22 protein-coding genes, 1 pseudogene and 2 riboswitches are annotated in these 23,530 nt (G+C 73.3%); of the genes and pseudogenes, 8 read left to right on the top strand and 15 right to left on the bottom strand.

Annotated features, from left to right (window positions below):
• Positions 1 to 9 precede the first annotated feature (9 nt).
• Positions 10 to 546, top strand: coding sequence for a bifunctional adenosylcobinamide kinase/adenosylcobinamide-phosphate guanylyltransferase (cobU, locus tag H0S66_RS00410; protein WP_179616992.1), 537 nt, complete (start codon positions 10 to 12; stop codon positions 544 to 546).
• Positions 547 to 551: 5 nt separating this feature from the next.
• On the opposite strand, the gene H0S66_RS00405 is transcribed toward cobU, so the two are convergent.
• From H0S66_RS00405 to H0S66_RS00380, 7 genes and pseudogenes are all read right to left on the bottom strand, one after another.
• The gene (locus H0S66_RS00405) at positions 552 to 1,319 is read right to left on the bottom strand and encodes an adenosylcobinamide-GDP ribazoletransferase (protein ID WP_179616991.1); all 768 of its coding nucleotides are present in this window, start codon (positions 1,317 to 1,319) and stop codon (positions 552 to 554) included.
• A complete protein-coding gene (locus H0S66_RS20215; protein WP_258017034.1) occupies positions 1,312 to 1,632 on the bottom strand; it encodes a nicotinate-nucleotide--dimethylbenzimidazole phosphoribosyltransferase in 321 nt (106 codons plus the stop codon). The genes H0S66_RS00405 and H0S66_RS20215 overlap by 8 nt, the downstream gene beginning before the upstream one ends.
• The gene (locus H0S66_RS00400) at positions 1,575 to 2,375 is read right to left on the bottom strand and encodes a nicotinate-nucleotide--dimethylbenzimidazole phosphoribosyltransferase (RefSeq protein ID WP_258017033.1); all 801 of its coding nucleotides are present in this window, start codon (positions 2,373 to 2,375) and stop codon (positions 1,575 to 1,577) included. The genes H0S66_RS20215 and H0S66_RS00400 overlap by 58 nt, the downstream gene beginning before the upstream one ends.
• Positions 2,372 to 4,817: pseudogene (locus H0S66_RS20885) on the bottom strand (cobyrinate a,c-diamide synthase). Before H0S66_RS20885 ends, H0S66_RS00400 begins: the two are co-directional and overlap by 4 nt.
• Positions 4,811 to 5,425, bottom strand: coding sequence for a cob(I)yrinic acid a,c-diamide adenosyltransferase (gene cobO, locus H0S66_RS00390; protein WP_179616990.1), 615 nt, complete (start codon positions 5,423 to 5,425; stop codon positions 4,811 to 4,813). The pseudogene H0S66_RS20885 and the gene cobO overlap by 7 nt, the downstream one beginning before the upstream one ends.
• Before the next feature lie 2 nt (positions 5,426 to 5,427).
• Positions 5,428 to 6,048, bottom strand: coding sequence for a 5,6-dimethylbenzimidazole synthase (gene bluB, locus H0S66_RS00385; protein ID WP_179616989.1), 621 nt, complete (start codon positions 6,046 to 6,048; stop codon positions 5,428 to 5,430).
• Positions 6,049 to 6,071: 23 nt separating this feature from the next.
• Positions 6,072 to 8,123, bottom strand: a complete 2,052-nt coding sequence (locus H0S66_RS00380; protein ID WP_179616988.1) for a magnesium chelatase subunit D family protein — start codon at positions 8,121 to 8,123, stop codon at positions 6,072 to 6,074.
• Positions 8,124 to 8,146: 23 nt separating this feature from the next.
• Positions 8,147 to 8,305: riboswitch (cobalamin riboswitch) on the bottom strand.
• 26 nt (positions 8,306 to 8,331) lie between these two features.
• Here H0S66_RS00380 and cbiE point away from each other — a divergent pair.
• The 3 genes from cbiE to H0S66_RS00365 are packed head-to-tail and all read left to right on the top strand — an operon-like array spanning position 8,332 to position 10,843.
• Entirely contained in the window at positions 8,332 to 9,576 is a 1,245-nt protein-coding gene (gene cbiE, locus H0S66_RS00375) for a precorrin-6y C5,15-methyltransferase (decarboxylating) subunit CbiE (protein WP_179616987.1), read from the top strand.
• Positions 9,573 to 10,319 (top strand): cobalt-precorrin-4/precorrin-4 C(11)-methyltransferase, encoded by a 747-nt coding sequence (locus H0S66_RS00370; RefSeq protein WP_179616986.1) that lies wholly within the window; start codon positions 9,573 to 9,575, stop codon positions 10,317 to 10,319. Before cbiE ends, H0S66_RS00370 begins: the two co-directional genes overlap by 4 nt.
• 53 nt (positions 10,320 to 10,372) lie before the next feature.
• Positions 10,373 to 10,843 (top strand): hypothetical protein, encoded by a 471-nt coding sequence (locus H0S66_RS00365; protein ID WP_179616985.1) that lies wholly within the window; start codon positions 10,373 to 10,375, stop codon positions 10,841 to 10,843.
• A 68-nt stretch (positions 10,844 to 10,911) separates the two neighbouring features.
• Here H0S66_RS00365 and H0S66_RS00360 read toward each other — a convergent pair whose 3' ends face one another.
• A complete protein-coding gene (locus H0S66_RS00360; RefSeq protein ID WP_179616984.1) occupies positions 10,912 to 11,334 on the bottom strand; it encodes a hypothetical protein in 423 nt (140 codons plus the stop codon).
• Between the two features lie 1,137 nt (positions 11,335 to 12,471).
• On the opposite strand from H0S66_RS00360, the gene H0S66_RS00355 reads away from it, so the two are divergent.
• On the top strand, positions 12,472 to 12,621 hold the full coding sequence (locus H0S66_RS00355) for a hypothetical protein (RefSeq protein WP_179616983.1): 150 nt from the start codon (positions 12,472 to 12,474) through the stop codon (positions 12,619 to 12,621).
• 1,130 nt (positions 12,622 to 13,751) lie between these two features.
• Positions 13,752 to 13,967, top strand: a complete 216-nt coding sequence (locus tag H0S66_RS00350; protein WP_179616982.1) for a hypothetical protein — start codon at positions 13,752 to 13,754, stop codon at positions 13,965 to 13,967.
• An 81-nt stretch (positions 13,968 to 14,048) separates the two neighbouring features.
• Here the strand turns inward: H0S66_RS00350 and H0S66_RS00345 are convergent, their stop codons facing one another.
• Both H0S66_RS00345 and H0S66_RS00340 read right to left on the bottom strand, forming a co-directional pair.
• On the bottom strand, positions 14,049 to 14,543 hold the full coding sequence (locus tag H0S66_RS00345) for an NUDIX domain-containing protein (protein ID WP_179616981.1): 495 nt from the start codon (positions 14,541 to 14,543) through the stop codon (positions 14,049 to 14,051).
• Between the two features lie 75 nt (positions 14,544 to 14,618).
• The gene (locus H0S66_RS00340) at positions 14,619 to 15,509 is read right to left on the bottom strand and encodes a tyrosine-type recombinase/integrase (protein WP_258017030.1); all 891 of its coding nucleotides are present in this window, start codon (positions 15,507 to 15,509) and stop codon (positions 14,619 to 14,621) included.
• Between the two features lie 743 nt (positions 15,510 to 16,252).
• Here H0S66_RS00340 and H0S66_RS00335 point away from each other — a divergent pair.
• Positions 16,253 to 16,426 (top strand): hypothetical protein, encoded by a 174-nt coding sequence (locus tag H0S66_RS00335; protein ID WP_179616979.1) that lies wholly within the window; start codon positions 16,253 to 16,255, stop codon positions 16,424 to 16,426.
• A 47-nt stretch (positions 16,427 to 16,473) separates the two neighbouring features.
• On the opposite strand, the gene H0S66_RS00330 is transcribed toward H0S66_RS00335, so the two are convergent.
• A complete protein-coding gene (locus tag H0S66_RS00330) occupies positions 16,474 to 17,019 on the bottom strand; it encodes a hypothetical protein (protein ID WP_218876392.1) in 546 nt (181 codons plus the stop codon).
• Positions 17,020 to 17,287: 268 nt separating this feature from the next.
• Here H0S66_RS00330 and H0S66_RS00325 point away from each other — a divergent pair, with 268 nt between their 5' ends.
• Entirely contained in the window at positions 17,288 to 18,601 is a 1,314-nt protein-coding gene (locus H0S66_RS00325; RefSeq protein WP_179616978.1) for an HNH endonuclease, read from the top strand.
• Here H0S66_RS00325 and H0S66_RS00320 read toward each other — a convergent pair.
• From H0S66_RS00320 to H0S66_RS00305, 4 genes are all read right to left on the bottom strand, one after another.
• Complete coding sequence (locus tag H0S66_RS00320; RefSeq protein WP_179616977.1) at positions 18,583 to 20,115, bottom strand: precorrin-2 C(20)-methyltransferase; 1,533 nt, start codon at positions 20,113 to 20,115, stop codon at positions 18,583 to 18,585. The genes H0S66_RS00325 and H0S66_RS00320 overlap by 19 nt on opposite strands.
• Positions 20,112 to 20,777 carry a precorrin-8X methylmutase gene (locus H0S66_RS00315; protein WP_179616976.1) on the bottom strand — a complete coding sequence of 222 codons (666 nt, stop codon included), beginning with the start codon at positions 20,775 to 20,777 and terminating at the stop codon, positions 20,112 to 20,114. The genes H0S66_RS00320 and H0S66_RS00315 overlap by 4 nt, the downstream gene beginning before the upstream one ends.
• The gene (locus H0S66_RS00310; RefSeq protein ID WP_179616975.1) at positions 20,774 to 21,676 is read right to left on the bottom strand and encodes a nitrite reductase; all 903 of its coding nucleotides are present in this window, start codon (positions 21,674 to 21,676) and stop codon (positions 20,774 to 20,776) included. The genes H0S66_RS00315 and H0S66_RS00310 overlap by 4 nt, the downstream gene beginning before the upstream one ends.
• 72 nt (positions 21,677 to 21,748) lie before the next feature.
• Positions 21,749 to 21,888, bottom strand: a riboswitch (cobalamin riboswitch).
• A gap of 80 nt (positions 21,889 to 21,968) precedes the next feature.
• Positions 21,969 to 23,480: a flavin-containing monooxygenase gene (locus tag H0S66_RS00305; protein ID WP_179616974.1), complete on the bottom strand. Its 1,512-nt coding sequence runs from the start codon at positions 23,478 to 23,480 to the stop codon at positions 21,969 to 21,971.
• Between the last annotated feature and the right edge of the window lie 50 nt (positions 23,481 to 23,530).

Here is a 23,530-nt window from a genome sequence, read left to right as displayed (position 1 = left end):
GAGGCTCTCGTGAAGGTCCTGGTCACCGGCGGCGTGCGCTCGGGCAAGTCCCGGCACGCCGAGTCGCTCGTGGGGTCGCTCGTGGGCACCGCCCCCGTCACCTACGTCGCGCCGGGCCCGGTGCCGAAGGACGACGACCCCGACTGGGCGGCGCGTGTCGCGGCCCACCGCGAGCGGCGCCCGGCGTCGTGGAGCACGCTCGAGACCCGCGACCTGGCCGGCGCGCTGGTCGGCGCCGACCGCCCGCTGCTGGTCGACTGCCTGGGCACCTGGGTGACCGGTCTGCTCGACGAGGAGCAGGCGTGGGAGCGCTCCTCCGACGACGTCGTCGCGCTGGTGGAGGCCCGGCTGGCCGCGGTCGTGGCGGCGCTGCGCGACTGCCCGCACGACGTGGTGCTGGTGACCAACGAGGTGGGGCTGGGCGTGGTGCCGGCGCACCGGTCGGGCCGGCTCTTCCGCGACCTGCTCGGCCTCGCCAACCAGCGCGTCGCCGAGGCCTGCGACGAGGTGCACCTGGTGGTGGCCGGCCGGGTGCTGCGGCTCTGAGGGGCTCACCCGACGCCTCCGCTCGGCGGCCCTCCGACGAGCACGCCCACGAGCAGGGCCGCCAGGGAGAGCTCGACGGCGGCGCCCAGCACGTCGCCGGTCACCCCGCCGAGCCGGCGCACGACGCGGTGCAGCAGCGCCGCGACCACCAGCGCCGCCAGGACCGCGGCCAGCAGGCCCGACCAGCCCGCGGTGAGCGTCAGGAGCAGGGCCGCGACCAGCCACACGGCTGCGGCGGGCAGCGGCCCGACCGTGCCGACGTACGCCGCCCCGAGACCGTCGGGGCGCGCACCCGGGACCCCGCGCAGGCAGCACCAGCCGAGCGCGGCCCGGGAGACGCAGACCAGCAGCCCGGCGACCAGCGCCCCGCGGGCGGTGGTGAGCAGCGGCGCCAGCGCAGCGGCCTGCACGCCCAGCACCACCACCGTCGCCACCACGCCGGCCGGTCCGGAGGTGCCCGACTTCATCACCTCGAGGGAGCGCGCCGGGTCGTAGGAGGCGGTGAGTCCGTCGACCACGTCGGAGAGCCCGTCCCAGTGCAGGGCCCGGCTGCCGGCGGCGAGCGCGCCCACCGCGAGGAGTGCCACGACGAGCGGGGGCAGCTCGAGCCGGGCGCCGACCAGGCCGACCACGGCGACGACGAGACCCAGCGGGAGGACCGCCAGCGGAGCCAGCAGCATCGCCCGACCGGCGACCACGGGAGTCACGGCGCGCGGCGGGGGCACCCGCAGCACGGTCAGGGTGCCGAGCGCCAGCCGCCAGGAGTCAGGCATCCGTGGGCACCAGGTCGCCCAGGTCGCTCAGCAGGGCGACGTCGTTGAGCAGCGCGACCGCGCTGCGCAGCAGCGGCACCGCCGCGACCGCGCCGCTACCCTCGCCCAGCCGCATCCCGAGGTCGAGCAGCGGGTCGAGCCCCAGGCGGGCCAGCGCCAGCGTCTGGGCCGGCTCGGGGGAGCGGTGCCCGGCGACGCACCAGGCGGCGGTGCCGGGGGCGATCCGCTCGGCGGTGAGCGCGCAGGCCACCGACATCAGCCCGTCCAGCAGCACGGGCACCCCGGCCTCGGCGGCGCCCACGACGTAGCCCACGCTCGCGGCCAGGTCGGCGCTGCCGAGCGCGGTGAGCGTCTCGACCGGGTCGGCGGCCCGCTCCCGGCCCGCTCGAGCGCGGCACCCAGCACCTCGCGCTTGCGGGCCAGGCCCGCGTCGTCGACGCCGGTGCCCCGGCCCGCGACCTCGGCCACGTCGCCCGCGCCGAGACCCAGGCCGGCCGCCACCAGCGCGGCGGCGGGGGTGGTGTTGCCGATGCCCATGTCGCCGCTGAGCAGCAGCTGCGCCCCGTCGGCGACCTCGCGCTCGGCCACCCGCCGGCCCGCAGCCAGCGCCTGCGCGGTCTCGGCGGCGGTCAGGGCGTCCTCGAGGTGGATGGCGCCGCTGCCGCGGCGGACCTTGTGCTCGCCGACCTCCGGGGGCAGTCCGTCGAGGTCGTCGTCGACGCCGAGGTCGAGCACCCGCACCCGCACCCCGTGGGCGCCGGCCAGGGCGTTGACGCCGGCGCGCCCGGCCACGAAGGTGCGCACCATCGCGGCGGTGATCTCGGGCGGGTACGCCGAGACGCCGTGCCGGGCGACGCCGTGGTCGCCGGCGAAGATGACCAGGCGCACGTCGTCGAGCGGGCGCGGCGGCACCTGGCCCTGCACGGCGCTCAGCCAGGTGCCGAGCTCGCCGAGGCGGCCCAGGGCACCGGCCGGGACGGCCAGCCCGGCCAGCCGCTCGGCGGCGGCCCGGGCGCTCGGGGCGTGCGGCGCGGGGACGGGCAGGGAAGCGGTCACGGGTCCTCCTGGACTCGGGGCTGGACGGGGGCTGGAGCGGGGGCTGGAGCGGCGGGGCCGGCGCGCAGGGCGGCGACGAGCCGGTCGGTGACGTCGGGGGGCCGCACCGCGACGCGCGCCCACCCGGCGTCGAGGCCGGGGAAGGTGTCGCAGCGGCGTACGGCGACACCCTGCGCGCGCAGCCGCTCGCGCCCGCCCTCGCCGAGCCGGGCGAGCAGGAACGACGTCCGCGAGGGCAGGGTGGTGGTGCCCAGGGCGGTGAGCGAGTCGACCAGGTGGGTCCGCCAGCCCGCGATCGTGCGGGCCCGACGCTCCGCCTCGGCCAGCGCGAGCGGCGTGCAGCAGGCCTCGATCGCGGCCGCGGCGGTGGTGGAGACCGACCACGGCACCTGCCCACGGCGCAGCGCGGCCACCACGTCGGGCGTGCCGAGGAGGTACCCGGCCCGCACGCCCGGGATCGACCAGTGCTTGGTCAGGCTGCGCAGCACCACGAGGCCCTCCGCCGGTGCCCCGGCCAGGGTCCCGGCCTCGCCGGGCACGGTGTCGATGAACGCCTCGTCGACGAGCACCAGCCGGCCCGGGCGCCGCAGGGCGAGCAGGTCGTCGACCGGGTGCAGCCGCCCGGTCGGGTTGGTGGGGTTGCCGACCACGACGAGGTCGGCGTCGTCCGGCACCGCTGCGGGGTCGAGGGCGAATCCGTCGGCGGCCCGGGTGAGCACGCTCGTGACCCGGTGGCCGGCCTGCTCGAGCGCCGCGTGCGGCTCGGTGAACTGGGGGTGCACCACCACCGGGCGACGCCAGGGCCGCAGCCGGGCCACCAGCGAGAACGCCTCGGCGGCGCCCGCGGTGGCCAGCACCTCTGAGGCCGGGCGGGCGTGCCGGGCCGCGACGGCCCGCTCGGCGCGCGTCGGGTCGGGGTAGGCACCGACGTCGTCGAGGCTGGCGCGCAGCGCGGCGTCGAGCCACCCCGGCCGCGGGCCGGGGTAGACGTTGACGGCCAGGTCGAGCAGGTCGCTGCCGCGCACCTCCACGTCGCCGTGGTGGCGCAGCGGATCGGTGGGCAGCGCCTCAGCCACGGTGCACCGCGTCCACGAAGCGCTGCGCGAGGTGCGGGTGCCCGGCCCAGTGCACGTGCAGGTACGCCGCGTGCAGGCTGGCGCTGGTGAAGCCGACGGTGTGCCCCTCGCCGCTCCACGCCGGCGCGGGCCCGGCGGCCGGCTCGACGTGGGTGCGGTGGAACTCGTGGCCGGTGACCCGTTCGCCGGCGCGGGTCAGCAGCGAGTCGGAGGCGGCGGTCATCTCGGGGTAGGCCAGCGTCAGCCGCTCGGTCATCGACGCGGCTGCCGGCACCGCGCCGACCATCGGGACGTCGTCGAGGCTCTGGCACAGGTAGAGCAGCCCGGCGCACTCCGCCACCGTCGGCACCCCGGCGGCCACGGCGGCCGCGACCTCGGCGCGCAGGGCGGCGTTGTCACCCAGGGCGGTGGCGTGCACCTCGGGGAAGCCGCCGCCCAGGTAGAGGCCGCGGGTGCCGTCCGGCAGCGCGGTGTCGGTGGCGGGGTCGAAGGTGACCACCTCGCAGCCGCCGGCGCGCAGCAGCTCGTCGGTCTCGGTGTAGCGGAAGGTGAACGAGCGCCCGCCGGCCACGGCCACGACCGGTCGACCGGTGGGTGTGGCGCCCGCGGGGGGCCGGACCTGCGCGGCGGGGTCCCAGGGCGCGGCCGCGAGGTCGGGGGCGCTGCGCGCGATCGCGAGCACCGCCTCGAGGTCGACCTGCTCGGCCACCTGGGCGGCCAGGCGGTCCAGCGACTCGGCGGCCAGGCCCCGCTCGGCCGCCGGCACCAGCCCGAGGTGGCGCGAGGGCGCCTCGACGGCCTGGTCGCGGCCGATGGTGCCGAGCACCGGGATGCCGGTCGGCGCGATCGAGTCGACCACCTCGCGGGCGTGCCGCGGGGAGCCGGCCTTGTTGAGGACGACCCCGGCCACCTGCACGCCCGGGTCGTAGGTCGCCATCCCGTGCACCACCGCCCCGATCGAGCGCGAGGAGCGCGAGATGTCGACCACGAGCACGATGGGGGAGCGGGTCAGCCCCGCGACGTGCGCGGTGGAGGCGAAGCCGTCGGTGCCGACCCGGCCGTCGTACAGGCCCATCACGCCCTCGACCACCGCCACGTCGGCGCCCCGGGCGCCGTGCAGCAGCAGCGGCGCGAGCAGGTCCTCGCCGACCAGGTGCGGGTCGAGGTTGCGGCCGGGCCGCCCGCAGGCCAGCGCGTGGTAGCCGGGGTCGATGTAGTCGGGGCCGACCTTGTGGCCCGAGACCTCGTGACCGGCCCGGGCCAGCGCGGCCATCAGCCCGGTCGCGACCGTGGTCTTGCCGGCCCCGGTGGCGGGGGCGGCGACCACGACGCGGGGGAGGCGCGAGGAGGCGGGCTCGTTCACCACTCGATGCCCCGCTGGCCCTTCTGGCCGCGGTCCATCTGGTGCTTGACCTTCGTCATCTCGGTGACCAGGTCGGCGGCCTCGACCAGCGCCGGGTGCGCGCGGCGCCCGGTCACCACGACGTACTGGCGCCCGGGGCGGTCGCGCAGCGTGGACACGACGTCGTCGACGTCGACCCAGCCCCACTCCATCGGGTAGGTGAACTCGTCGAGCACGTAGAGGTCGTGGCGCTCCTCGGCGATCGCCCGCTTCACCTCGGCCCAGCCCTCGGCGGCGTCGGCGGCGTGGTCCTCGGTCGAGCCCTCCTTGCGGCTCCACGACCAGCCGGCGCCCATCTTGTGCCAGGTCACCGGCCCGCCCTCGCCGGTCTGCTCGTGCAGCTCGCCGAGGCGCTCGAGGACGGTCTGCTCGCCGATGCGCCACTTGGCGGACTTCACGAACTGGAAGACGCCGACGTCCCAGCCCTGGTTCCAGGCGCGCAGCGCGACGCCGAACGCTGCGGTCGACTTCCCCTTGCCGTCGCCGGTGTGCACCATCAGCAGCGGCAGCGAGCGGCGCTGCGCGGTGGTGAGCCCGTCGTCGGGGACGGTCGTGGGTCGGCCCTGCGGCATGTCTAGCTCCGGTATCTCTCGTGGTGGACGGCCTCGGCCAGCGGGCGGCGGCTGCGCCACCGGTGGCGTTCGAGGTCGGGGACGTCGTGCAGGCCGCTGACGCGGCCGACGCAGAGCCAGGCGACCGGGCGCACCCGGGGCGGGATGCCCAGCAGGTCGCGCAGGTGCTGCTCGCGGTAGAAGGAGACCCAGCCGACGCCCAGCCCCTCGGCGGTGGCGGCCAGCCAGAGGTTCTGGACGGCCAGGCAGGTCGAGTAGAGGCCGGTGTCGTCGATGGTGGCCCGGCCGAGCACCTGTGGCCCGCCGCGGTCGGGGTCGTGGGTGACGACCACGCCGAGGCCGGCCTCGCGGATGCCCTCGACCTTGATCCCGGCGAAGGTCGCGGCGCGCTTGTCGTCAAGCCCGGCGGCGTACGACGCCCGCTCGTCGGCGACGTGGGCCGCGAAGCGCTCGCGGGTGGCGGGGTCGCGGACCACGACGAAGTCCCAGGGCTGGCTCATCCCGACGCTGGGGGCGCGGTGCGCGGCGCCCAGCACGCGGGTCAGCGCCTCGTCGTCGGGCGGCTCCCCGGTGAACTCGGCCCGCACGTCGCGGCGTCGCTCGATCGCCTCGTAGAGCGACATCGGGGAGGGCTCGGGCGCCGCCATCACGCGGCGCGCGCGACGTCGGCGAGCGCCTCGGCGCTCACCTCGCCCACCGGCAGGTGCTCGGCACCCAGGTGGCCGGCCAGCACGCCCGCCAGGCCCAGGCGCATCGCCCCGCTCTCGCAGTCGACGACCACGCTCGAGAGCCCCTGGGCGGCGAGCAGGTCGGCGGCCCGGCGCGAGCGGTCGACCGCGTCGGGGCCGCTGGTGGCGCGGCCGTCGGTGACCACCACGAGCAGCGGCCTGCGCCGCGGGTCGCGCAGCCGCTCGACGGCGAGCACCCGGCCGGCCTCGAGGAGTCCCTCGGCCAGCGGGGTCCGCCCGCCGGCGGGCAGCTCCTCCAGGCGCCGGGCGGCGACGTCGACGGAGTGCGTGGGCGGCAGCGCCAGCTCGGCGGCGGCACCACGGAAGGTCACCAGCCCCACCTTGTCGCGGCGGCGGTAGGCGTCGAGGAGCAGCGAGAGGATCGCTGTCTTGACCTCCTCCATCCGGCGGCGCGCGGCCATCGAGCCCGACGCGTCGACGCAGAAGAGCACCAGGTTGGACTCCTTGCCCTCCCGCGTCGCGAAGCGCAGGTCGGGCGGGCGCAGCAGCAGCCGGCCGCCGTCGCGGCCCCGGGCCGCCTGGTGGGGCGCGGCGGCGCGCAGGGTCTCCAGCAGGTGCACCGACCCGCTGCCGGTGGTCGAGGAGCCGACCCGGCGCCCGCGCTCGGTCGTGGCCCGGCTGCGACGCCCGGCCTCGCCCGCCCCGGTGCCGCGGGCGGTGAGCAGGCGCGTGCGGTAGGGCTGGCCCGAGGCCACGGTGGAGCCGGCGCCGGCCTGGGAGTCGCCCTTGGGCGCGGGGTCCTGCGGGACGTCATCCGGGCGGGACGTCCCCTCGTCCCCAGCGGATGACGTCCCGTCGGGGCCGTCGGGGCCGTCGGGGCCGTCGGGGCCGCCGGGGCTGTCGGGGCTGTCGGGGTCGCCGGGGTCGCCGGGGCCGTCGGGGTCCGGCTCGGGCTCGGGCGGCTCGGGCGGCTCGGGGAGGTCGTCGCCGAGCACCTGGTCGAGCAGGTCGTCGTCCATGCCGGGCGCGTCGAAGGGGTTGCGGCGGCGCCGGTGCGGCAGCGCCAGGCGGGCCGCGGCGCGGATGTCGTCGAGGACGACCCGGTCGCGGCCCTGCCAGGCGGCGTGCGCGACGGCGGTGCGGGCGGTGACGATGTCGGCGCGCAGCCCGTCGACGTCGAAGGCGGCGCAGACCTCGGCGATCTTCAGCAGCCCGGCGTCGGTGAGCTCGACGTGGGCCACCAGCTCCTGGGCGGTGCGCACCCGCTCGGTCAGCGCGGCCTGGGCGGCGGCGTACGACGTGGTGAACCCGGCCGGGTCGGCGTCGAAGGCCATCCGGCGCCGCACCACCTCGGCGCGCACGGCCGGGTCGCGGGGCGCGGCGACCTCGACGCTGAGCCCGAAGCGGTCGAGCAGCTGCGGGCGCAGCTCGCCCTCCTCGGGGTTCATCGTCCCGACCAGCACGAAGCGCGCGGCGTGGGTCAGCGAGACGCCGTCGCGCTCCACGGTGGCGCGCCCCATCGCGGCGGCGTCGAGGAGCACGTCGACGAGGTGGTCGTGCAGGAGGTTGACCTCATCGACGTACAGCAGGCCGCGGTGGGCGCGGGCCAGCAGGCCGGGCTCGTACTCCGTGCGGCCCTCGGAGAGGGCGCGCTCGAGGTGCAGCGAGCCGAGCACCCGGTCCTCGGTGGCGCCGACCGGCAGCTCGACCAGGCGCACCGGGCGCGACTCGACGGGCGCGTCGGCGGCGAAGGGGCCGTCGGGGGAGAGGTGGGTGTCGTCGCGCGGGTCGCTGGAGAAGCGGTCGCCGGCGACGACGTCGATGCGGGGCAGCACCTCGGCCAGCGCCCGCACGATCGTGGACTTGGCGGTGCCCTTCTCGCCGCGCACCAGCACGCCGCCGACCTCGGGGGAGATCGTGGTGAGGAGGAGGGCGAGGGCCATCTCGCCGAAGGGACCGTCGGGGTCGTCAGCGCCGACAACGGCGCAGAAGGGGTACTGCTGTGGCATGGGAGGCTCCCGCTCGTCCGCCATCGGATAGGCGCCTCGAGGCCGGTCTTCGGACTTCCTGGACCGGTGCTCTCGCACCCTCCAGGTCACCGCAGCGGGCCTGTGCCGGACTTTCACCGGCTTCCCAGATTCTCCCCTCCGCGTCGGCTTGTCTCGACCGGGCCTCGGGGCACCTCGTGGCTTCGGCGTCACGATAGCGTCAGCGCCCGTGAGTCCACCCAGCCCGTCCACCGTCGTCGTGATCGGCGTCGGCGACGACGGCTGGGAGGGGCTCCCCGAGCCGCAGCGCCGCACCGTGCTGGAGGCCGACGTGGTGCTGGGCGGGCAGCGCCACCTGGCGATGCTGCCCACCGACGTCGACCAGCTGCGGGTGGCCTGGCCCTCGCCGCTGCGCGACGGGCTGCCCGCGCTGCTGTGGCAGCACGACGGGCGCCGCGTCGTCGCGCTGGCCTCCGGCGACCCGTTCGTCTCCGGCATCGCCGGCACCCTGGTCGGCCTGCTCGGCGCCGAGGCGGTCGAGGTGCACCCGGCCGTGTCGTCGGTGGCGCTGGCGCGGGCCCGGATGCGGTGGCCGGCCGAGACGGTCGAGGTCGTCTCCGTGGTGGGCCGCCGGCCCGAGACCGTCCTGCGCGAGCTCGCGCCCGGCCGCCGGCTGCTGGTGCTCTCCTCCGACGCCACCACGCCGTCGGTGCTGGCGCGGCTGCTGGTCGAGCGGGGGTACGCCGGCTCGGGGATCAGCGTGCTGAGCCACCTCGGCGGCGAGCGTGAGGCGCGGGTCGACGCCACCGTCGGGGCCTGGGCCGCCGATCCGCCGGACGTCCCGGCCCTCAACGTCGTCGCCCTCGACCTGCGCGGGCCCGTGGTCGGCTCGTGGGCCACGGGGCTGCCCGACGATGCCTTCGAGCACGACGGCCAGCTCACCAAGCGCGACCTGCGGGCGGCCGCCCTGGCGCGGCTGGCGCCCCAGCCCGGCCAGCTGCTGTGGGACGTCGGTGCGGGCGCGGGCTCGGTGGGCATCGAGTGGATGCGCGCCCACCCCACCTGCCGCACGTTCGCGGTCGAGGCCGACGGCACCCGTGCCGAGCGGGTGGTGCGCAACGCCGCGCGGCTGGGCGTCCCCGGGCTCGAGGTGGTGCCGGGGCGGGCCCCCGACGCGCTGGCCGACCTCCCCGACCCGCACGCGGTCTTCGTCGGTGGCGGCGCCACCGCGCGCGGCCTGCTCGACCTGTGCCGCGACCGGCTGCGCCCGGGTGGGCGGCTGGTGGTGCACGGCGTGACGCTCGAGAGCGAGCAGGTGCTCGCGGCGGCGTACGCCGCGCACGGCGGTGAGCTGACCCGCACCTCGGTCGAGCACGCCGCTGCGCTCGGCTCGTTCACCGGTTGGACCCCCGCCCGGGCCGTGACCCAGTGGGCGTGGACCAAGCCCCTCCCGACCAGCCAGGAGCCATCGTGACCGTGCACTTCGTGGGCGCCGGGCCCGGCGCCGCCGACCTGATCACCCTGCGCGCCGCGGCGCTGGTCGGCGCGGCCGACGTGGTGCTCTACCCCGGCACCTACCTCGACGCCGCCGTGCTCTCCCACGCCCGCGACGGCGCGCGCCTGGTCGACACCCAGCACCTCGACCTCGACACGATGGTCGCCGAGATGGTGGCCGCCACCCGCGACGGCCTCGACGTGGTGCGCCTGACCTCGGGCGACCCGTCGCTCTACTCCGCGGTGGCCGAGCAGTCGCGGCGTCTCGACGCGGCCGGCGTGGAGTGGGACGTCACCCCCGGCGTCCCGGCGTACGCCGCCGCGGCTGCGCTGGCTGGGCGCGAGCTGACGGTGCCGCTGGTCGCGCAGTCGGTGGTGCTGACGCGCACCCAGGCCCGCTCGACCGCGATGCCCGAGGGCGAGTCGCTGGCCGCCTACGCCGCCACCGGCGCCACGCTGGTGCTGCACCTGGCGATCACCCGCACCCGCGAGCTGATGGCCGAGGTCGAGGGGCACTACGGCAGCGACTGCCCGGTCGTCGTGGTGCACCGGGCCAGCCAGCCCGACGAGCTGCTGCTGCGCGGCACGATCGGCGACATCGCCGACCGGGTCGAGGAGGCCGGGCTGCGCCAGGCCGCGGTGATCCTGGTCGGGCGGGCGCTGGCGCGCGACGGCGGGGAGTCGTACCTCTACGACGCGGCGCGGGAGCGGACGACGTCGTAGGCCTCGACCGCACCTCCTCCGGACCGGGCCGGGGCCAGTGCGAGGATGCGTGGATGAGCTGGGGAGACGTCTGGGTCAACGGGGACAAGGTTCGACCCGGGATCGACGCCGCGGGCCCACGGGCGCCGTGGATCGCGGCCGGCGTCATCTCCTCGGAGGAGCGGGCGTTCGTCGAGGCGACGCAGCTGCTGCGCAGGACCCGTGGGGCGCACGCCCGGGCGGTCGAGTTCGACCTGCAGCTCACCTCCTCCGCCGTGAGCAGGGAGCGCCCCGGCACGGGCAAGGCCGTCGTCGGCTTCGAGCCGGACGGGCTGTGGCTCGCGGTGGACGTGACCCCGGCGGGGAGCCCCGAGGAGGACGCTCGCTACGTGGTCTTCGCGCAGCGCGTGCACGTCGTCGCCGGGGCCCGTCGGGCCGCCGGGGGCGGTACGAAGGGCGGGCCGCGGGCGACCATCCGGCTGCGTGGTCGGGCGCGCTCGCGCGAGAGCGCCCTCGAGTGGGGCTACCGGGCGGCCCGGGACTGAGCGAGCGGTCCCACGCCGGGTTGGCTGCGTGCCTCCTGCATCCGTTCAGCGCATCGCGGCGGAGTCGGTCAGTCGAGGCACGTCACTGACAGGACCTGCCGATAGGAACCGGAACCATAGGGGCGGGCCACCTCGATGACCCCCGCGTGCACGGCCACGCTCTCACCGGCTTCTCGCAGGCAGGGCGGGATGTTCCCAGAGCCGACCCTGTCCCCGGATTCCCACGCGACGTCGTCGAGTCGGAAGGCGAACTTGTCACCGTCGTCCGGCTGGAAGTAAGCGTAGGGAACGTTCGCTGGAACCCTTTCCGCGGTGCCGCTGACGACAGAAGGATGGTGAGCCATCCACGGCGAACGAGCACCGCCGACGTAGCCGAGCGATACGAGGAGCAGTGCGAGAACGGCAGCGAGAACGACGCGTCGAGTTGTCCATCCTGCCCTGGTCCCGGACGCGTGCGTCTCTTCGATAGTCGACCGTTCCGAGATGCTCATGCTCGGAGTATCGCCCGTGATCGTGATCCACGAACTAACGTCAGCCAGGTTCGACGGTCGAGGTTCGTGCGCCCGCGTAGGAACGCACGTATCTCGCTCCGAGGGCGCACCACTAGCGGCAGAACCGGATGGCCGCGGGCGCACGCTACGCGGGCGGGATACCGTCCTGCCGTGGATGACGCCTCAGACATGACCAGGAGCCGGTCCCTGCTCACGACCTTGCCACCTGCCATAGTCGACACAGTCCTACTCGTCATCCCTTCGGGGCTGGGGCCAGTAGTTGGGCATTTGTGAACTTCGCCATACTTGAGCTCGCCGAAATTCTGTGGTGAAGGCGATGTCTAATCCGCATCTTGGCGAGATGCTGTTCTCTCTGGCCCTCTCCATCGGCCTTTTTTTGGCCGCGGGTGTGCTGTGGGTTCAACATCGATGGTTTCATCGCGGTTTCGGCAAAGCCGGTGTTGACAATTTTAGAAGTCGACGCGAGGCGCTGTGGCGGGCAAAATTGGGATTCTGCTTGTTCCCTGCGTCACTGTCAGCACTTTGCATGGCCTTCGCAATGGGTTTCACCACTCTGGCCATAACGCTGCAATATCGAACACTAGTGATTCTGGCAGTACTATCGCTCATGGGCGGTTCGGGATTCACTGTGTGGACATGGAAAGAATTCGATCGTCCCAGTCCACGACGGCACTGGCCGCCGTTCGCGACGAGGTTACGCACCGAGCTCCGCCGGTAAACACGCAGCTCGCGGCACGCTATCGACCCTGCCCCGGTCACCCAGACACCTGATCGGCGCAATGATCGCTGCAGCGCGGGGAGCGCGTGCGACTCGGGGTCGCCCCTCCGGCATCGACAGGAATGACCCGAGGTAGCGCTGCACCCAGAAGCGCACGCCGGTAGATCGCCAACAAGCGCCTCGCGCTCATCGGCACGACCGCGCGCTGTCGGCGGCATGAGCGAGCGTCTCTGAGGGCGCGCTACGGGGCATGAGCGGTCGCAAGCCCCAGGCTGGTGACTCATACTCTGCCCATGCCCAAGTGGGATCATCCAGACTTCAGCGTCGAGCCGCCCCCGTGGCTGGTCGAAGGGGCCCGAGTTCTGCACAGCACCTTCGGGCCGGGGAGCGTTGGACGCGTGGGCACCTACAAGGACGTGCCCTTGGTCTGGATCGACTTCGACGATGGCCAGACCAAGGGGTTGGCTTTGGAGTTCGCTCTCACGCACCTTTCTCCCGAACGGGAGAGGCAGAAGAAGCGCGGGTTCAGGTTCGGCAGACCCCGGTAGGCGTGCGCACGCTCATCGGCACGTGCGTGCGGTGGCCCGAGTCTTCAACGTGGCTTCCTAACGTCGGTGGCGACTACTGGACCGAGCGCGAAGCCAGATGGCTCCGGGAATCAGCGCGAGGCAAACAAAGACAACTGCTGCGCGCCAACCACCCTGCACCGCACTGATTGCCGCAATAATTACTGCGCCACCAGCGACGATTCCATAGACGTCACGGAAGGCCTCACCGTCGTTCACAAGTTTCAGTTTCAAGAATCAGTTCCCTTGCTCGGGGCGGTGGCACGCGTCGACGATTCGAGGATAGGTGGGACGTCCGCTCATCGGCACGACCGCGCGGATCGCGGCACGAGCGCGCATTCCATGTGCGTCGTCCCGGCTTCGTCAGCCGAGGGCAGGGTGCAGCGAGTAAGCGTTGCCTAGAGTGCTCCAGGTGGACACTCGGGATCTTTCCTTCTTGCTGCTCGTCGGCGGCTTGCCGCTGACGATTGTCGGGATGCTCGGACTGCTGGCGTGGAACTCCCGCTATCACGCAACCACTCACGCTCCACGTTCCATCTTTCGTGCGCTACAGAGCGGCGACCAGCCGCTTCCCAAGGTGACTCTGGCTCTCTACGGGGCGGGGATCGCGTGCGTACTCTCTAGCCTTTTGTTCTTTGTGACGACCTAGGAGGACGAAAGCCTGAGGCGCGCGTCGAGCAGCAGTCCCGAAGGATGGGGACCGCATCGGCCTCAACTTGATCTTGCCGCTCATCTCTCCGCCCTCAACGCGGCAGATGAGCGCGCGCTGACGCGCACGCTACGCGGCAGCCGACGCGTAGCCACCCGATCCGAAGTTCGTTGAGCAGATCGTGACCACGCGAACAGACCTACGAGCGGTGAGCCCGTTTGTCGCGGTAGGGCTATGCACCCTCTTGCTCATCGTCATCTTCAGTTGGGCCGGTCGCGCTGTTGACTTGCACCCTGCACTCGTTCTGCCGCTGGCACTGCTACTGGCGCTCGGAGTTGGGAAGTTGATCGTTCGTCGGATCACCGACCGTCAGTAGGCGCGACCTGCGGCAGATGTTCGCGCGCTGACGCGGCAGTTCCGGATGATCGCGGGCGCACGCTGCGCGCCCTCTAAGGTGAGCCGCATGAACGCGAAGTGGTGGCTCGTGTGCCTAGCGGTAGCCTGCCTGATCGGCGTTGTCGTCGCTCTCGTGGCCGATCCGCTTCCGTTCTCTCCAGGGGTGTCGGTCATGGTGGTTCTTGCGATCATCATGGGGGCGTCTGGCTGGACTGCCCTCCAACGCGGGGCCGCGCGCGGCGCGCGCAACTCGGGGATCTCCCTGCGGCAACGACAGAAGTGACCCGAGGTAGCGCTGCACCAGGAGCGCACGCGGGTAGATCGTCAATAGCCGACGCGCCGTTCACCGGCGCCACCGAGCATGTCAGATGGCGATGGGATACGACTCTGCTGATTCAGTCAGTAGGTCGCTGAGCAACGCGGCCAGGTGGTGCGGGCGGAGTAGACCGCTGCCCGATGCGTCGTGAAGTTGGTCGATCGTCCACCAGCGAAACTCGGTTATGCCTTCGTCTCTCAACAACCGATCGTTGGAAGTTGAGGGGAGAGATAAGGCGTCGCACTTGACGAGGAAGTAGTCGAAGACAGCCCCATCCCAGCCCCTCGCGTAAGCCGAAGACACCACCTGCTGATGCCAGACATGGCGGGGGCCGTCCATCGGCACGGACAGCGCCACCTCCTCCGCCAACTCGCGCACGACGGCTTCGAGTGGCGTCTCCCCGACCTCCAAGCCGCCGCCGGGCGGCGCCCAAATGACACTGCCAATGTGCCGAGTCGTGAGGTCGTGCCTTGCCAGTAGAAGACGGTCGTCCTCGTCGAGGAGTAGGGCGCGGGCAGAGTGCCGCAGTCTCGGCGGTTGCACCTAGCGAGGGTAATCGCGTCTGCGCCCGCACGTCCGGCTCTCGGCACGAGCGCGCGAGGCTTGTTACGGACCTGGTCAGGTAGCCGAGGCCATGTAGGCGGCCAGGATGTAGTTGGGGTGGCGATCGAGGTTCGTGCGTGCTCGGTCGTATCGCATGGTGGTGCGGGGGTCGGCGTGGCGGGCAGCTATCTGGACGTCGCGCAGATCGACTCCGGCGTCGAGCATGGTGGTGACGAAGGTGTGTCTGAGCATGTGGGGATGCATGCGCTCGATGGTGATGCCAGACGTCTTGGCGAGTCTTCGTAGCCGACGGGTCGCGGCGTGACGGTCCATGCGTCGGCCTTCGCGGTTGAGTAGCAGCGGGCCGCTTTCGCGGTGTCCGGCAGCTCGATCGATGGCTCGGCTTACCGCGGGTGAGAGTGGCACCAGGACGACCTTGTCGCCTTTGCCATGGACGCGGAGCACTCGGTGGCCGCGGACTTCGCTGAGTGCTTCGATGTCGGCACCGGTGGCCTCGAAGATGCGTAGTCCGAGCAAACCCAACATGGCGACCAGAGCAAAGTCGTTGACGTTACTGGAGTCGCGAGCAGCGGTGAGCATCGCCTCAAACTGCAGGTGGCTTAGCCCAAGTGTGGGCGACTCGGGGGTCACCTTCGGTCGGCGGACGTGCTCGGCTGGGGAGTGCTCGAGGACGCCGTCGATGACGCAGGTCCGGTAGAAGCCCGTCAGGACCGACAGGCGTCGGGACACCGTGGAGGGCTTGAGCTGCCGAACTTCTTGCATCCATCGCAGGAAGAGCTCGATGTGAGCTCGAGTGGCCTGCAGCGGCAAGAGGCCGTGGTCGCGGCACCACGCCAGGTAGGTGTTCAGGTCGGAGGCGGTGTGGGTGCGGCTCTGGCCCTTGTAGCGGGCGAGGTGTGCGGCAACAGCCAGATGAAGGACCTGGTCGTTGATGTCGATAGTCACGGGGAGTGCGGCGTCAGCAGTCATCACTTCAGCAAGAACCTGCATCGTGAAGCCGTCAACGCCGTGGCGGACAGATGCTGGTCACTGGCGGCGGTGGGATCTGACACTGGTGGCAGGCAAGTACTTGAACAGCAGCAATAGCTGCCCCGTCCGCTGGTCGTCGAAACCGCGCGGATCGCGGCAGATCCGGATGGTCTACTTCGTGGGTGCAGCAACTGGTGACTTCGTCCAGCGACGTCTCGGACGCGACTCCTCGTGGCCGTCGACGTTGGGCGGTCATGGCGACGGCGTTCGGGGCGATCCCCGCCTTCGCGGTCTCACTCGGTGTCGTCCTCGTGGCAGCGCTTCGTGACACGGACCTTGTCGCTACGCGAGGGGGCCAGCGGAGCGTCGATCTGGGTTGGCCGTTCGATTGGATTCACCAGAACCAGAGTTCGCTGGACTCACCCTTGCCGTACCGGCTGGGCCTGTCCTCGCCATGGGAACACCCAACGGACGTGTCGGCGGTGGCGTTCGTCGGGAATGTGCTAATCGTCTTAGCCGTCGTCGCAGTAGTTGGGCTGCTCGTGGGTGCTCTTGCCGTGGCCCTTTCTCGGCTGTTCAAGACGCGTTCCTGACTCACGAGACCAGAAGCCCGGATCTCGGCACGGCCGAGCGCTTCGCGGCAAGAGCGTGCGTATATCGGCCCGCCGCTCGACTAGCGTGTGCAGGTGCTTCCCGTCCGCCTCAGGTCAGAACCGAGCATGACCCTGCTCGTGCTCGATGCTGTCGTGTTCTTCTTGGCCCTTGCCACTGCATTGGAGACGGATGGGCCGACATGGATGCGGATTGTTGGCGGCGTCATCGCCGTGGCCGCCGTCGCGCTCGGAGTCCGTTCTGCACTCTTCGTGTACACCAATCGCCCCTCAACTCGGTAGCCGACCGCCTCGGCACGACCGCGCACAATGCGGCATGTCCGGTCGAGTCAGTTCCAGTCAGCGACACCGGGCGCCGGTGCGAACTCATCCGAAAGACCTGTCACGTCGCGGAAACGCGCGACCTCTGCCTTGGGGTACTTCGAGACCCGGACACTGACGAGACTTGTCGAACCCTCCAGGTCGCTTAGCGACTTGCTCGCGGGCCGTACCCCAAAGAGCTCCAGGCGAGTCAACTTGGGAAGCATGGCGAGCGGTCGCAGCGAGTCCACTTGGGTCACCTTGCCCGACGAGTCCCAACTCGGCAGTGTCGAGAGTCGGAGCGTGCGGAGATTCGTCAACCGCGCCAGCGGGGCCAAGTCGGTCACACCCGGCAGGTGCAGGAGGCTCAGGTACTCCAGGTCCTCCAACGAGGCGACGGGTTCGAGGTCGGCGTCAGGGTAGGTAGCGACTACGAGGGTCCTCAGGTGTTGGTACTGCGTCACCAGCGCGAGTGACGCGTAGTTGCAGTGCCAGACCCGAAGCGCCGTGACGTCGGCAGCATCCGGATCGGTCGGCATGGTCTTGGCTTTGTCACGCATGAGGTCCCGGAACACGCCCTCAGCGTAGTGATTCCATCCGCCCGGACATCGGCATGAGAGTGCGTTTCTCGCGGGCCTCGATGAATGGGAAACAGGACATGCCAAGTAAGCGCCAAGATGTCCCGGCCCCCTAGAAGCGGGCCCGAGCTACAGGGTGTCGGGGTGGTGGTCCTGTACGGCGCGCGTGTGTCCGTCAGCCACGCGGGCCGCAAGCGGCGGGAGGAGCCCATCTCGCTGTGCAGCACCTCTTGATGTCGAACGTGTGTTCGAGTAAGGTGTCGTCATGGTTCCCATTCCGACTGCCGGTCTCGACCCGGCCGACCTCACTGAGGTCGAACTGGTCGAGGCGCTGCGGGCGGCGGAGGAGCAGAAGTGCCGGCTGGACGCGCTGCAGGTGGAGCTGGCGGCTCGTCTCGACGAGGTCGTACGCCGCCGGCACGCCGCGGCCGGGCTGCCCGTCGATCGGCAGGGCGCGGGGGTGGCCTCGCAGGTCGGGCTGGCGCGGCGGGAGTCGCCGAACCGGGGTGCCCGCCACCTGGGGTTGGCGAAGGTCCTGGTGGCTGAGATGCCGCACACGCTGGCTGCGATGCGCGCGGGTTGGTGCGGTGAGTGGCGTGCCACCCTGTTGGCCCGCGAGACCGCGTGCCTGTCGCTGGAGGACCGGCGCCGTGTCGATGCGGAGCTGATGGCCGACCCCGAGACCACCGAGGGGTGGGGTGACAAGCGGCTGGCGGCTGCTGCGCGGGCTCGTGCCTACGAGCTCGATCCGCACGCCGCGTTGAAGCGGTCGAGGAAGGCCGAGGGTGAGCGGTACGTGTCGCTGCGACCGGCACCGGACACGATGACCTGGCTGACCGCGCTGCTCCCGGTCGCCCAGGGCGTCGCAGCGTACGCCGCGCTGACCCGGGCCGCCGACTCTGCCCGCGCCGACGGTGATGAGCGCTCCCGCGGGCAGGTCATGGCCGACACCCTCGTCACCTCCGTGCTCACCCGGTCCGCCGAGCCGGCGCCAGTTCCCGCGGTCCCGGTGGCGGTGAACCTGACGGTCTCCGACGCCACCCTCCTCGGCGGCGGCCACCAGCCGGGCTGGGTGACCGGCTACGGGCCGGTGCCGGCCGGGTTCGCCCGCGAGCTGGTCGCCACCGCGATCGCTGACGCGCAGGCGACGCTGCGGCGGCTCTACACCACTAGCGCCGGGGCGCTCGTGGCGATGGACTCCCGGGCCCGCGCCTTCCCCGCCAGCCTGGGTTTCTTCATCGACCTGCGCGACCGGTCGTGCCGTACCCCGTGGTGCGACGCACCCATCCGGCACCGCGACCACGTGGTCCCCGACCACGCCGGCGGCCCCACCAGCGCCACCAACGGACAGGGACTGTGCGAGGCCTGCAACCAGGCCAAGGAGGCCCCCGGCTTCACCGCCGCCACCGTGGGCAGCGCCGTCGTCACGACCACCCCCACCGGACAGCAGGTCCGCTCCCGCGCACCCGACCTCCCACCCGGCGACCCACCGGTCACACCCGAACCCTCACGACCAAGGGTCGACGTCGTCCACCCGCGCCTGCAGGTCGTCCTCGACGACTACACGCCCGCCGCCTGATCGTCGACGTACCGGGGCGTCCAGACCGCGCCGCCGGCGCCCACGCGGGTCGAGGTCGCCCCGACGAGCAGCAGGCACTTCATGTCGATGCTCTCGGGGTCGAGCGCGCCCAGGGTGGTCACCTCGAGCGACTCCTCGGCGCGGCCCACGTCGCGCCCGACGACCACGACGGTGTCGGGTGAGCGGTGCTCGAGGAGCACCTTCTGCATCGTCACCACCTGGTCGGTGCGCGATCGGCTGGCGGGGTTGTAGACAGCGAGGACCAGGTCGGCCTCCGCGATCGCGCGCAGCCGCTTCTCGACCACGGACCAGGGCTTGAGCCGGTCCGACAGGCTCACGACCGCGAAGTCGGCGCCCACCGGGGCACCGGCGCGGGCCGCCACGGCCTGCACGGCCGAGACACCGGGCAGCACCCTGACCGGCACGTCGGCCAGCGCCGGGTCGGCGTCGACCGCCTCGAAGACCGCCGAGGCCATCCCGAAGACGCCCGCGTCACCTCCCGAGACCACCGCCACCCGCTCCCCGCGGCAGGCCAGCTCGAGCGCCAACCTGGCCCGGTCGACCTCGACGGTGTTGCCCGAGGCGTGCCGGGTCAGGCCGGGGCGCTGCGGCACCCGGGCGACGTACGGCGCGTAGCCGACCACGTGGTCGACCTCCGCGAGCGCCGACTCGACCTCCGGGGTCAGCCACCGCCCCGGCCCCGGCCCCAGGCCCACGACCAGCAGCTCCGCAGTCGGCGCCGCACGGTCGGCCACGACCTCCGACGCCACCCGCGGCGCCCGGCGCCCCTGGCCCGACAGCGAGTCGCCGGGCACCACCACGAGCGAGAAGTACGGCACGGTCGCGGGGTCGACGTCGGCGACCGGCAGCCAGCGCTGCTCGGGCATGGCCGCGCGCTCGACGTACAGCGCGTGGTCGAGGCGCCCGGCCTCGGCGAGCGCCTCGCGCACGGCCGGGAAGGTGCGCCCGAGCTTCATGATCACCGCCGCGTCGGTGTCGGCGAGCCGGCGCGCCAGCTCGGGCTTCGGCAGCGTGCCCGGCAGCACCGTGAGCACGTCGGTCTGGCGCACCAGCGGCGTGGCCGTGGCCGCGGTGGCGGCCGCGAACGCCGGCACCCCCGGCACGATCTCGGTCTCGAAGCGCTCCGCGAGCTGGTCGTGCAGGTACATGAACGACCCGTAGAACAACGGGTCGCCCTCGGCGAGCACCACCACGTCGCGCCCGGCCTCCAGGTGGGCGGCCAGCCGCTCGCCGCACTCGGCGTAGAAGTCGGCCAGCGCGCCGGCGTACCCGCCCGGGTGGCTCGTCGCGCCGGTCGTGACGGGATAGCGCAGCTCCTCCTCGACCGCGCCCGCCGGGATCAGGTCGGCGGCGATGCGTCGTGCGTTGGACTGCTTGCCGACCCCCGCGTGGTAGGCCACCACGTCGGCCGCCCCGATCAGCCGGGCCGCCTTCAGCGTCACCAGCTCCGGGTCGCCGGGCCCCAGCCCGACGCCGTACAGCCGCCCGCTCACTCCTGCTCCTGGGCCAGCGCGTTGACGGCCGAGGAGGCCATCGCCGAGCCGCCGCGGCGGCCGCGGACGGTCACGAACGGCAGGTCGATGCCGTGCTCGTCGCCGAAGGCGGCCAAGGCCTCCTTCGACTCCCGGGCGCCGATGAAGCCCACCGGGCAGCCGATCACGGCAGCGGGCCGCGGACCACCGTCGAGGATCATCTCGAGCAGGTGGAACAGCGCCGTCGGGGCGTTGCCGATCGCGACCACCGCCCCCTCCAGCCGCGGCTCCCACAGCGACACCGCCGCGGCGGTGCGCGTCGTGCCCCACCGGCGCGCCAGGTCGGGCACCTCGGCGTCGGTGAGGTGGCACAGCACCTCGTTGCCGGCGGGCAGCCGGCTCGCGGTGACGCCCATCGCCACCATCCGCGCGTCGCACAGCACCGGGGCGCCCGCCGCCAGCGCGTCACGGGCGGCCGCGACCAGGCCAGGGTGGATGACCAGGTCGGGCACCAGGTCGACCTGGCCGCTGCCGTGCACCATCCGCACGGCCAGCTTCTCCGCGTCGGCCGGCACACCCGTCAGGTCCGCCTCGCGACGGATCGTGGCGAAGGAGTCGACGTAGATCGCCGGGCCGTCGCTGATGTAGTCGTAGCGCCGCGGCGGCGCGACCAGCGGGCTCATCGCGCGACCTCCGGCACCAGCACGCCGCGCCACGGGGTGATGACCAGCTCGCAGTCAGGGCCGCCCGCCCGCTCGACCAGGGCGTCGACGTCGGCGGCGCCCAGCACGCCGTCGACCGCCTCCTGGTGCCACCCGCCGGCCACCACGCCGTACGCCGGCGGCGCGCTGCGCACCAGCGCCCGCTCGTCCGGCGGGCTGGGCGGGGCCAGCGGGCGCGCCAGCTCGCTGACGTGCCAGGCCGCCTGGGGGCCGCTGCCGCGGGTGGCGAGGAACGCGCGGGCCAGGTCGACGAGCCGGGCGGGGGCGTCGTCGAGGGGCAGCACCTCGCCCCACGCGTCACCGACCCGCAGCTGGGCGGTGCGGTCGTCGAGCGCCACCAACCCCAGGTCGCAGCCGCGCCCGGCCACGTCGCCGCGGCCGTCGTCGAGCACGTGCAGGAACCGCCCGGGCAGCGCGGCCAGGGCCGGGTCGGCGCAGAGCAGGGTGTCGAGGCGCGCGGCCACGGGGCGCAGGTCGGCGCGGCCGCCGGCCAGCCCGGTCTGCGGGGAGACCACGATGTTGCGCACCAGGTCGTGGGCGGGGGCCGGCAGCAGACCGGTCGCCCGGATCGCGTGGACGACCTCGGGCAGCAGCGCCGGGCGCGCGCCGACGTCGTACGACGGCAGGGCGCGCAGCTGCAGGTTGGCCCGGCCGGTCAGGTGCAGCCGGCCGTCGCCGTGCTCCTGGGCGACCCGGCTCAGCGCCCGCAGCGCGGCGGCGGGCACGCGCCCGCCGACCAGGCGCACCCGCACCAGGGCGCCGTCGTCGGCGGGCCAGGGGCGCGACACCCCGGGGCACCGGTCTGCTCGCGAGCGGGGGGAGGCGGGGGAGTGGGTCTGGGGGACGGCGACGTCGACCATCGGTTCCTTCGAGGTCGGGGCCCGTGCGCGGAGCCCGTGGGTGACCTCCCGGCGGCTGCCGTGAGGGCCAGCAGGTCTTCGGACTCGGGTTCGACCGGGCCAGGACGCCTTCCCGGGCCGGAGCCCAGTGGCTGCGGCACCCGGAGGTGCCACGTGTCCCGCCCGTCACCCACACCGCTGCGCGTCAGTCCCGGAGTCGCACCGGGTTCCCTGAGCCTCCCGGGGGAGGCGTGACTGGCAGGTGGACCGTACCAACCCCGACCGGCGGGTGCGCGGGCCGCTCGGCTGCCGGTCAGCCGACCTCCTCCAGCTCCGACCAGTCGACGGTGGCGGTGCGGCGCTGGTACTCGGCCACCAGGCCCGGCCAGTTGGTGGTGATCCGCGGCCCGTCGGTGTACCAGCTGGTGCAGCCCGCCCACACGCTGTCGCCCAGGCGCGACTGCATCTCGGCGTCGAAGGCCTCCCAGACCTCCGGGCGCGGCGCGAGCGCGCGGGCGCCGCCGTCGGCCAGGCGGCGCGCGACCTGCGCGACGTACCCGGCCTGGGCCTCCATCATCGCGATGATCGAGCTGCCGCCGAGGTTGGTGTTGGGCCCGTAGATGCTGAACAGGTTCGGGAACCCGGGCACGCCCATGCCCAGGTGGGCACGGGCGCCGTCGGCCCACACCTCGCCCAGGCTGCGCCCGTCGGGGGCCACGACGTCGAGGCCGCGCAGGAAGTCGGTGGCCGCGAAACCGGTGCCCCAGATCAGCACGTCGGCCTCGTGCAGGGTGCCGTCGGCTGTCCGCACCCCGCCGGCCTCCACGCGCTCGACGGCGCCGGTGACGACGTCGACGTGGTCGCGGTCCAGGGTGCGGTACCACTGGTTCGAGAAGAGCAGGCGCTTGCAGCCCAGCGGGTAGTCGGGCACCAGCCGCGCGCGCAGGCCGGCGTCCTTGACGGTGAGGCGCAGGTGGGCGCGCCAGGCCGCCTCCAGCGCCCGGGTCAGCGGCTTCGACATCCGGCTCTCGCCTGCCAGGGCGCCGTTGAGCTGCTCGGTCAGCCAGAAGACGGCGCGCCGCTCGGCGGCCAGGGTGCCGGGCAGGCGCCGGAAGAGTGCGTGGTGGCGCTTCGAGTAGGCCTGGTCGGGCTTGGGCACGACGTACGGCGCCGAGCGCTGGAAGACCGTGATCGCCGCGGCGTCGTCGGCGATGCCGGGCACGAACTGGATCGCGCTGGCGCCGGTGCCCACGACCGCGACCCGCTTGCCCCGCAGGTCGACGTCGTGGCGCCACTGCGCGGAGTGGAAGGCCGGCCCGGCGAAGTCGTCACGGCCCGGGAGGTCCGGCACCACCGGCTCGGAGAGCTGGCCGGTGGCCAGCACCAGCACGTCGGCGTCGTACGTCGGCCCCGCCGCGCCGGCGACCTCGGTCGAGACCCGCCAGGCCTCGCCGTCGTGGCGCGCGCCGGTGACGGTGGTGCCGGTGACCACCGCGTCGAGCAGGCCGTGCTCGGCAGCGGTGCGCCGGATGTAGCCGAGGATCTCCGGCTGCGGGGAGTAGCGGCGGCCCCAGGCGAGGTTGGGCGACCACGACCAGGAGTAGAGCGGCGAGGGCACGTCGCAGGCGGCGTTGGGGTAGGTGTTCTCGCGCCACACCCCGCCGACCTCGTCGGCCCGCTCGAGCACGGTCACGTCGGTGACGCCCTGCTCGTGCAGGGCGTGCACGACGCCCAGCCCCCCGAAGCCGGCGCCGACCACGACGACGCGCGGCGACCGGGCGGTGGGGGCGGGGGACGGGCTGGCCGGGGAGGATGACGGGCTCATGCCCTGGACGCTAGGTCGGTCGAGGCGGGCGGGGGAGACATCGGCCGCAA

The organism is Nocardioides marinisabuli, from assembly GCF_013466785.1.
GTDB classification, from domain to species: domain Bacteria; phylum Actinomycetota; class Actinomycetes; order Propionibacteriales; family Nocardioidaceae; genus Nocardioides; species Nocardioides marinisabuli.
The sequence above is the reverse complement of the archived record's forward strand: the minus strand, read 5'-3'. Positions and strand labels throughout refer to the sequence as shown.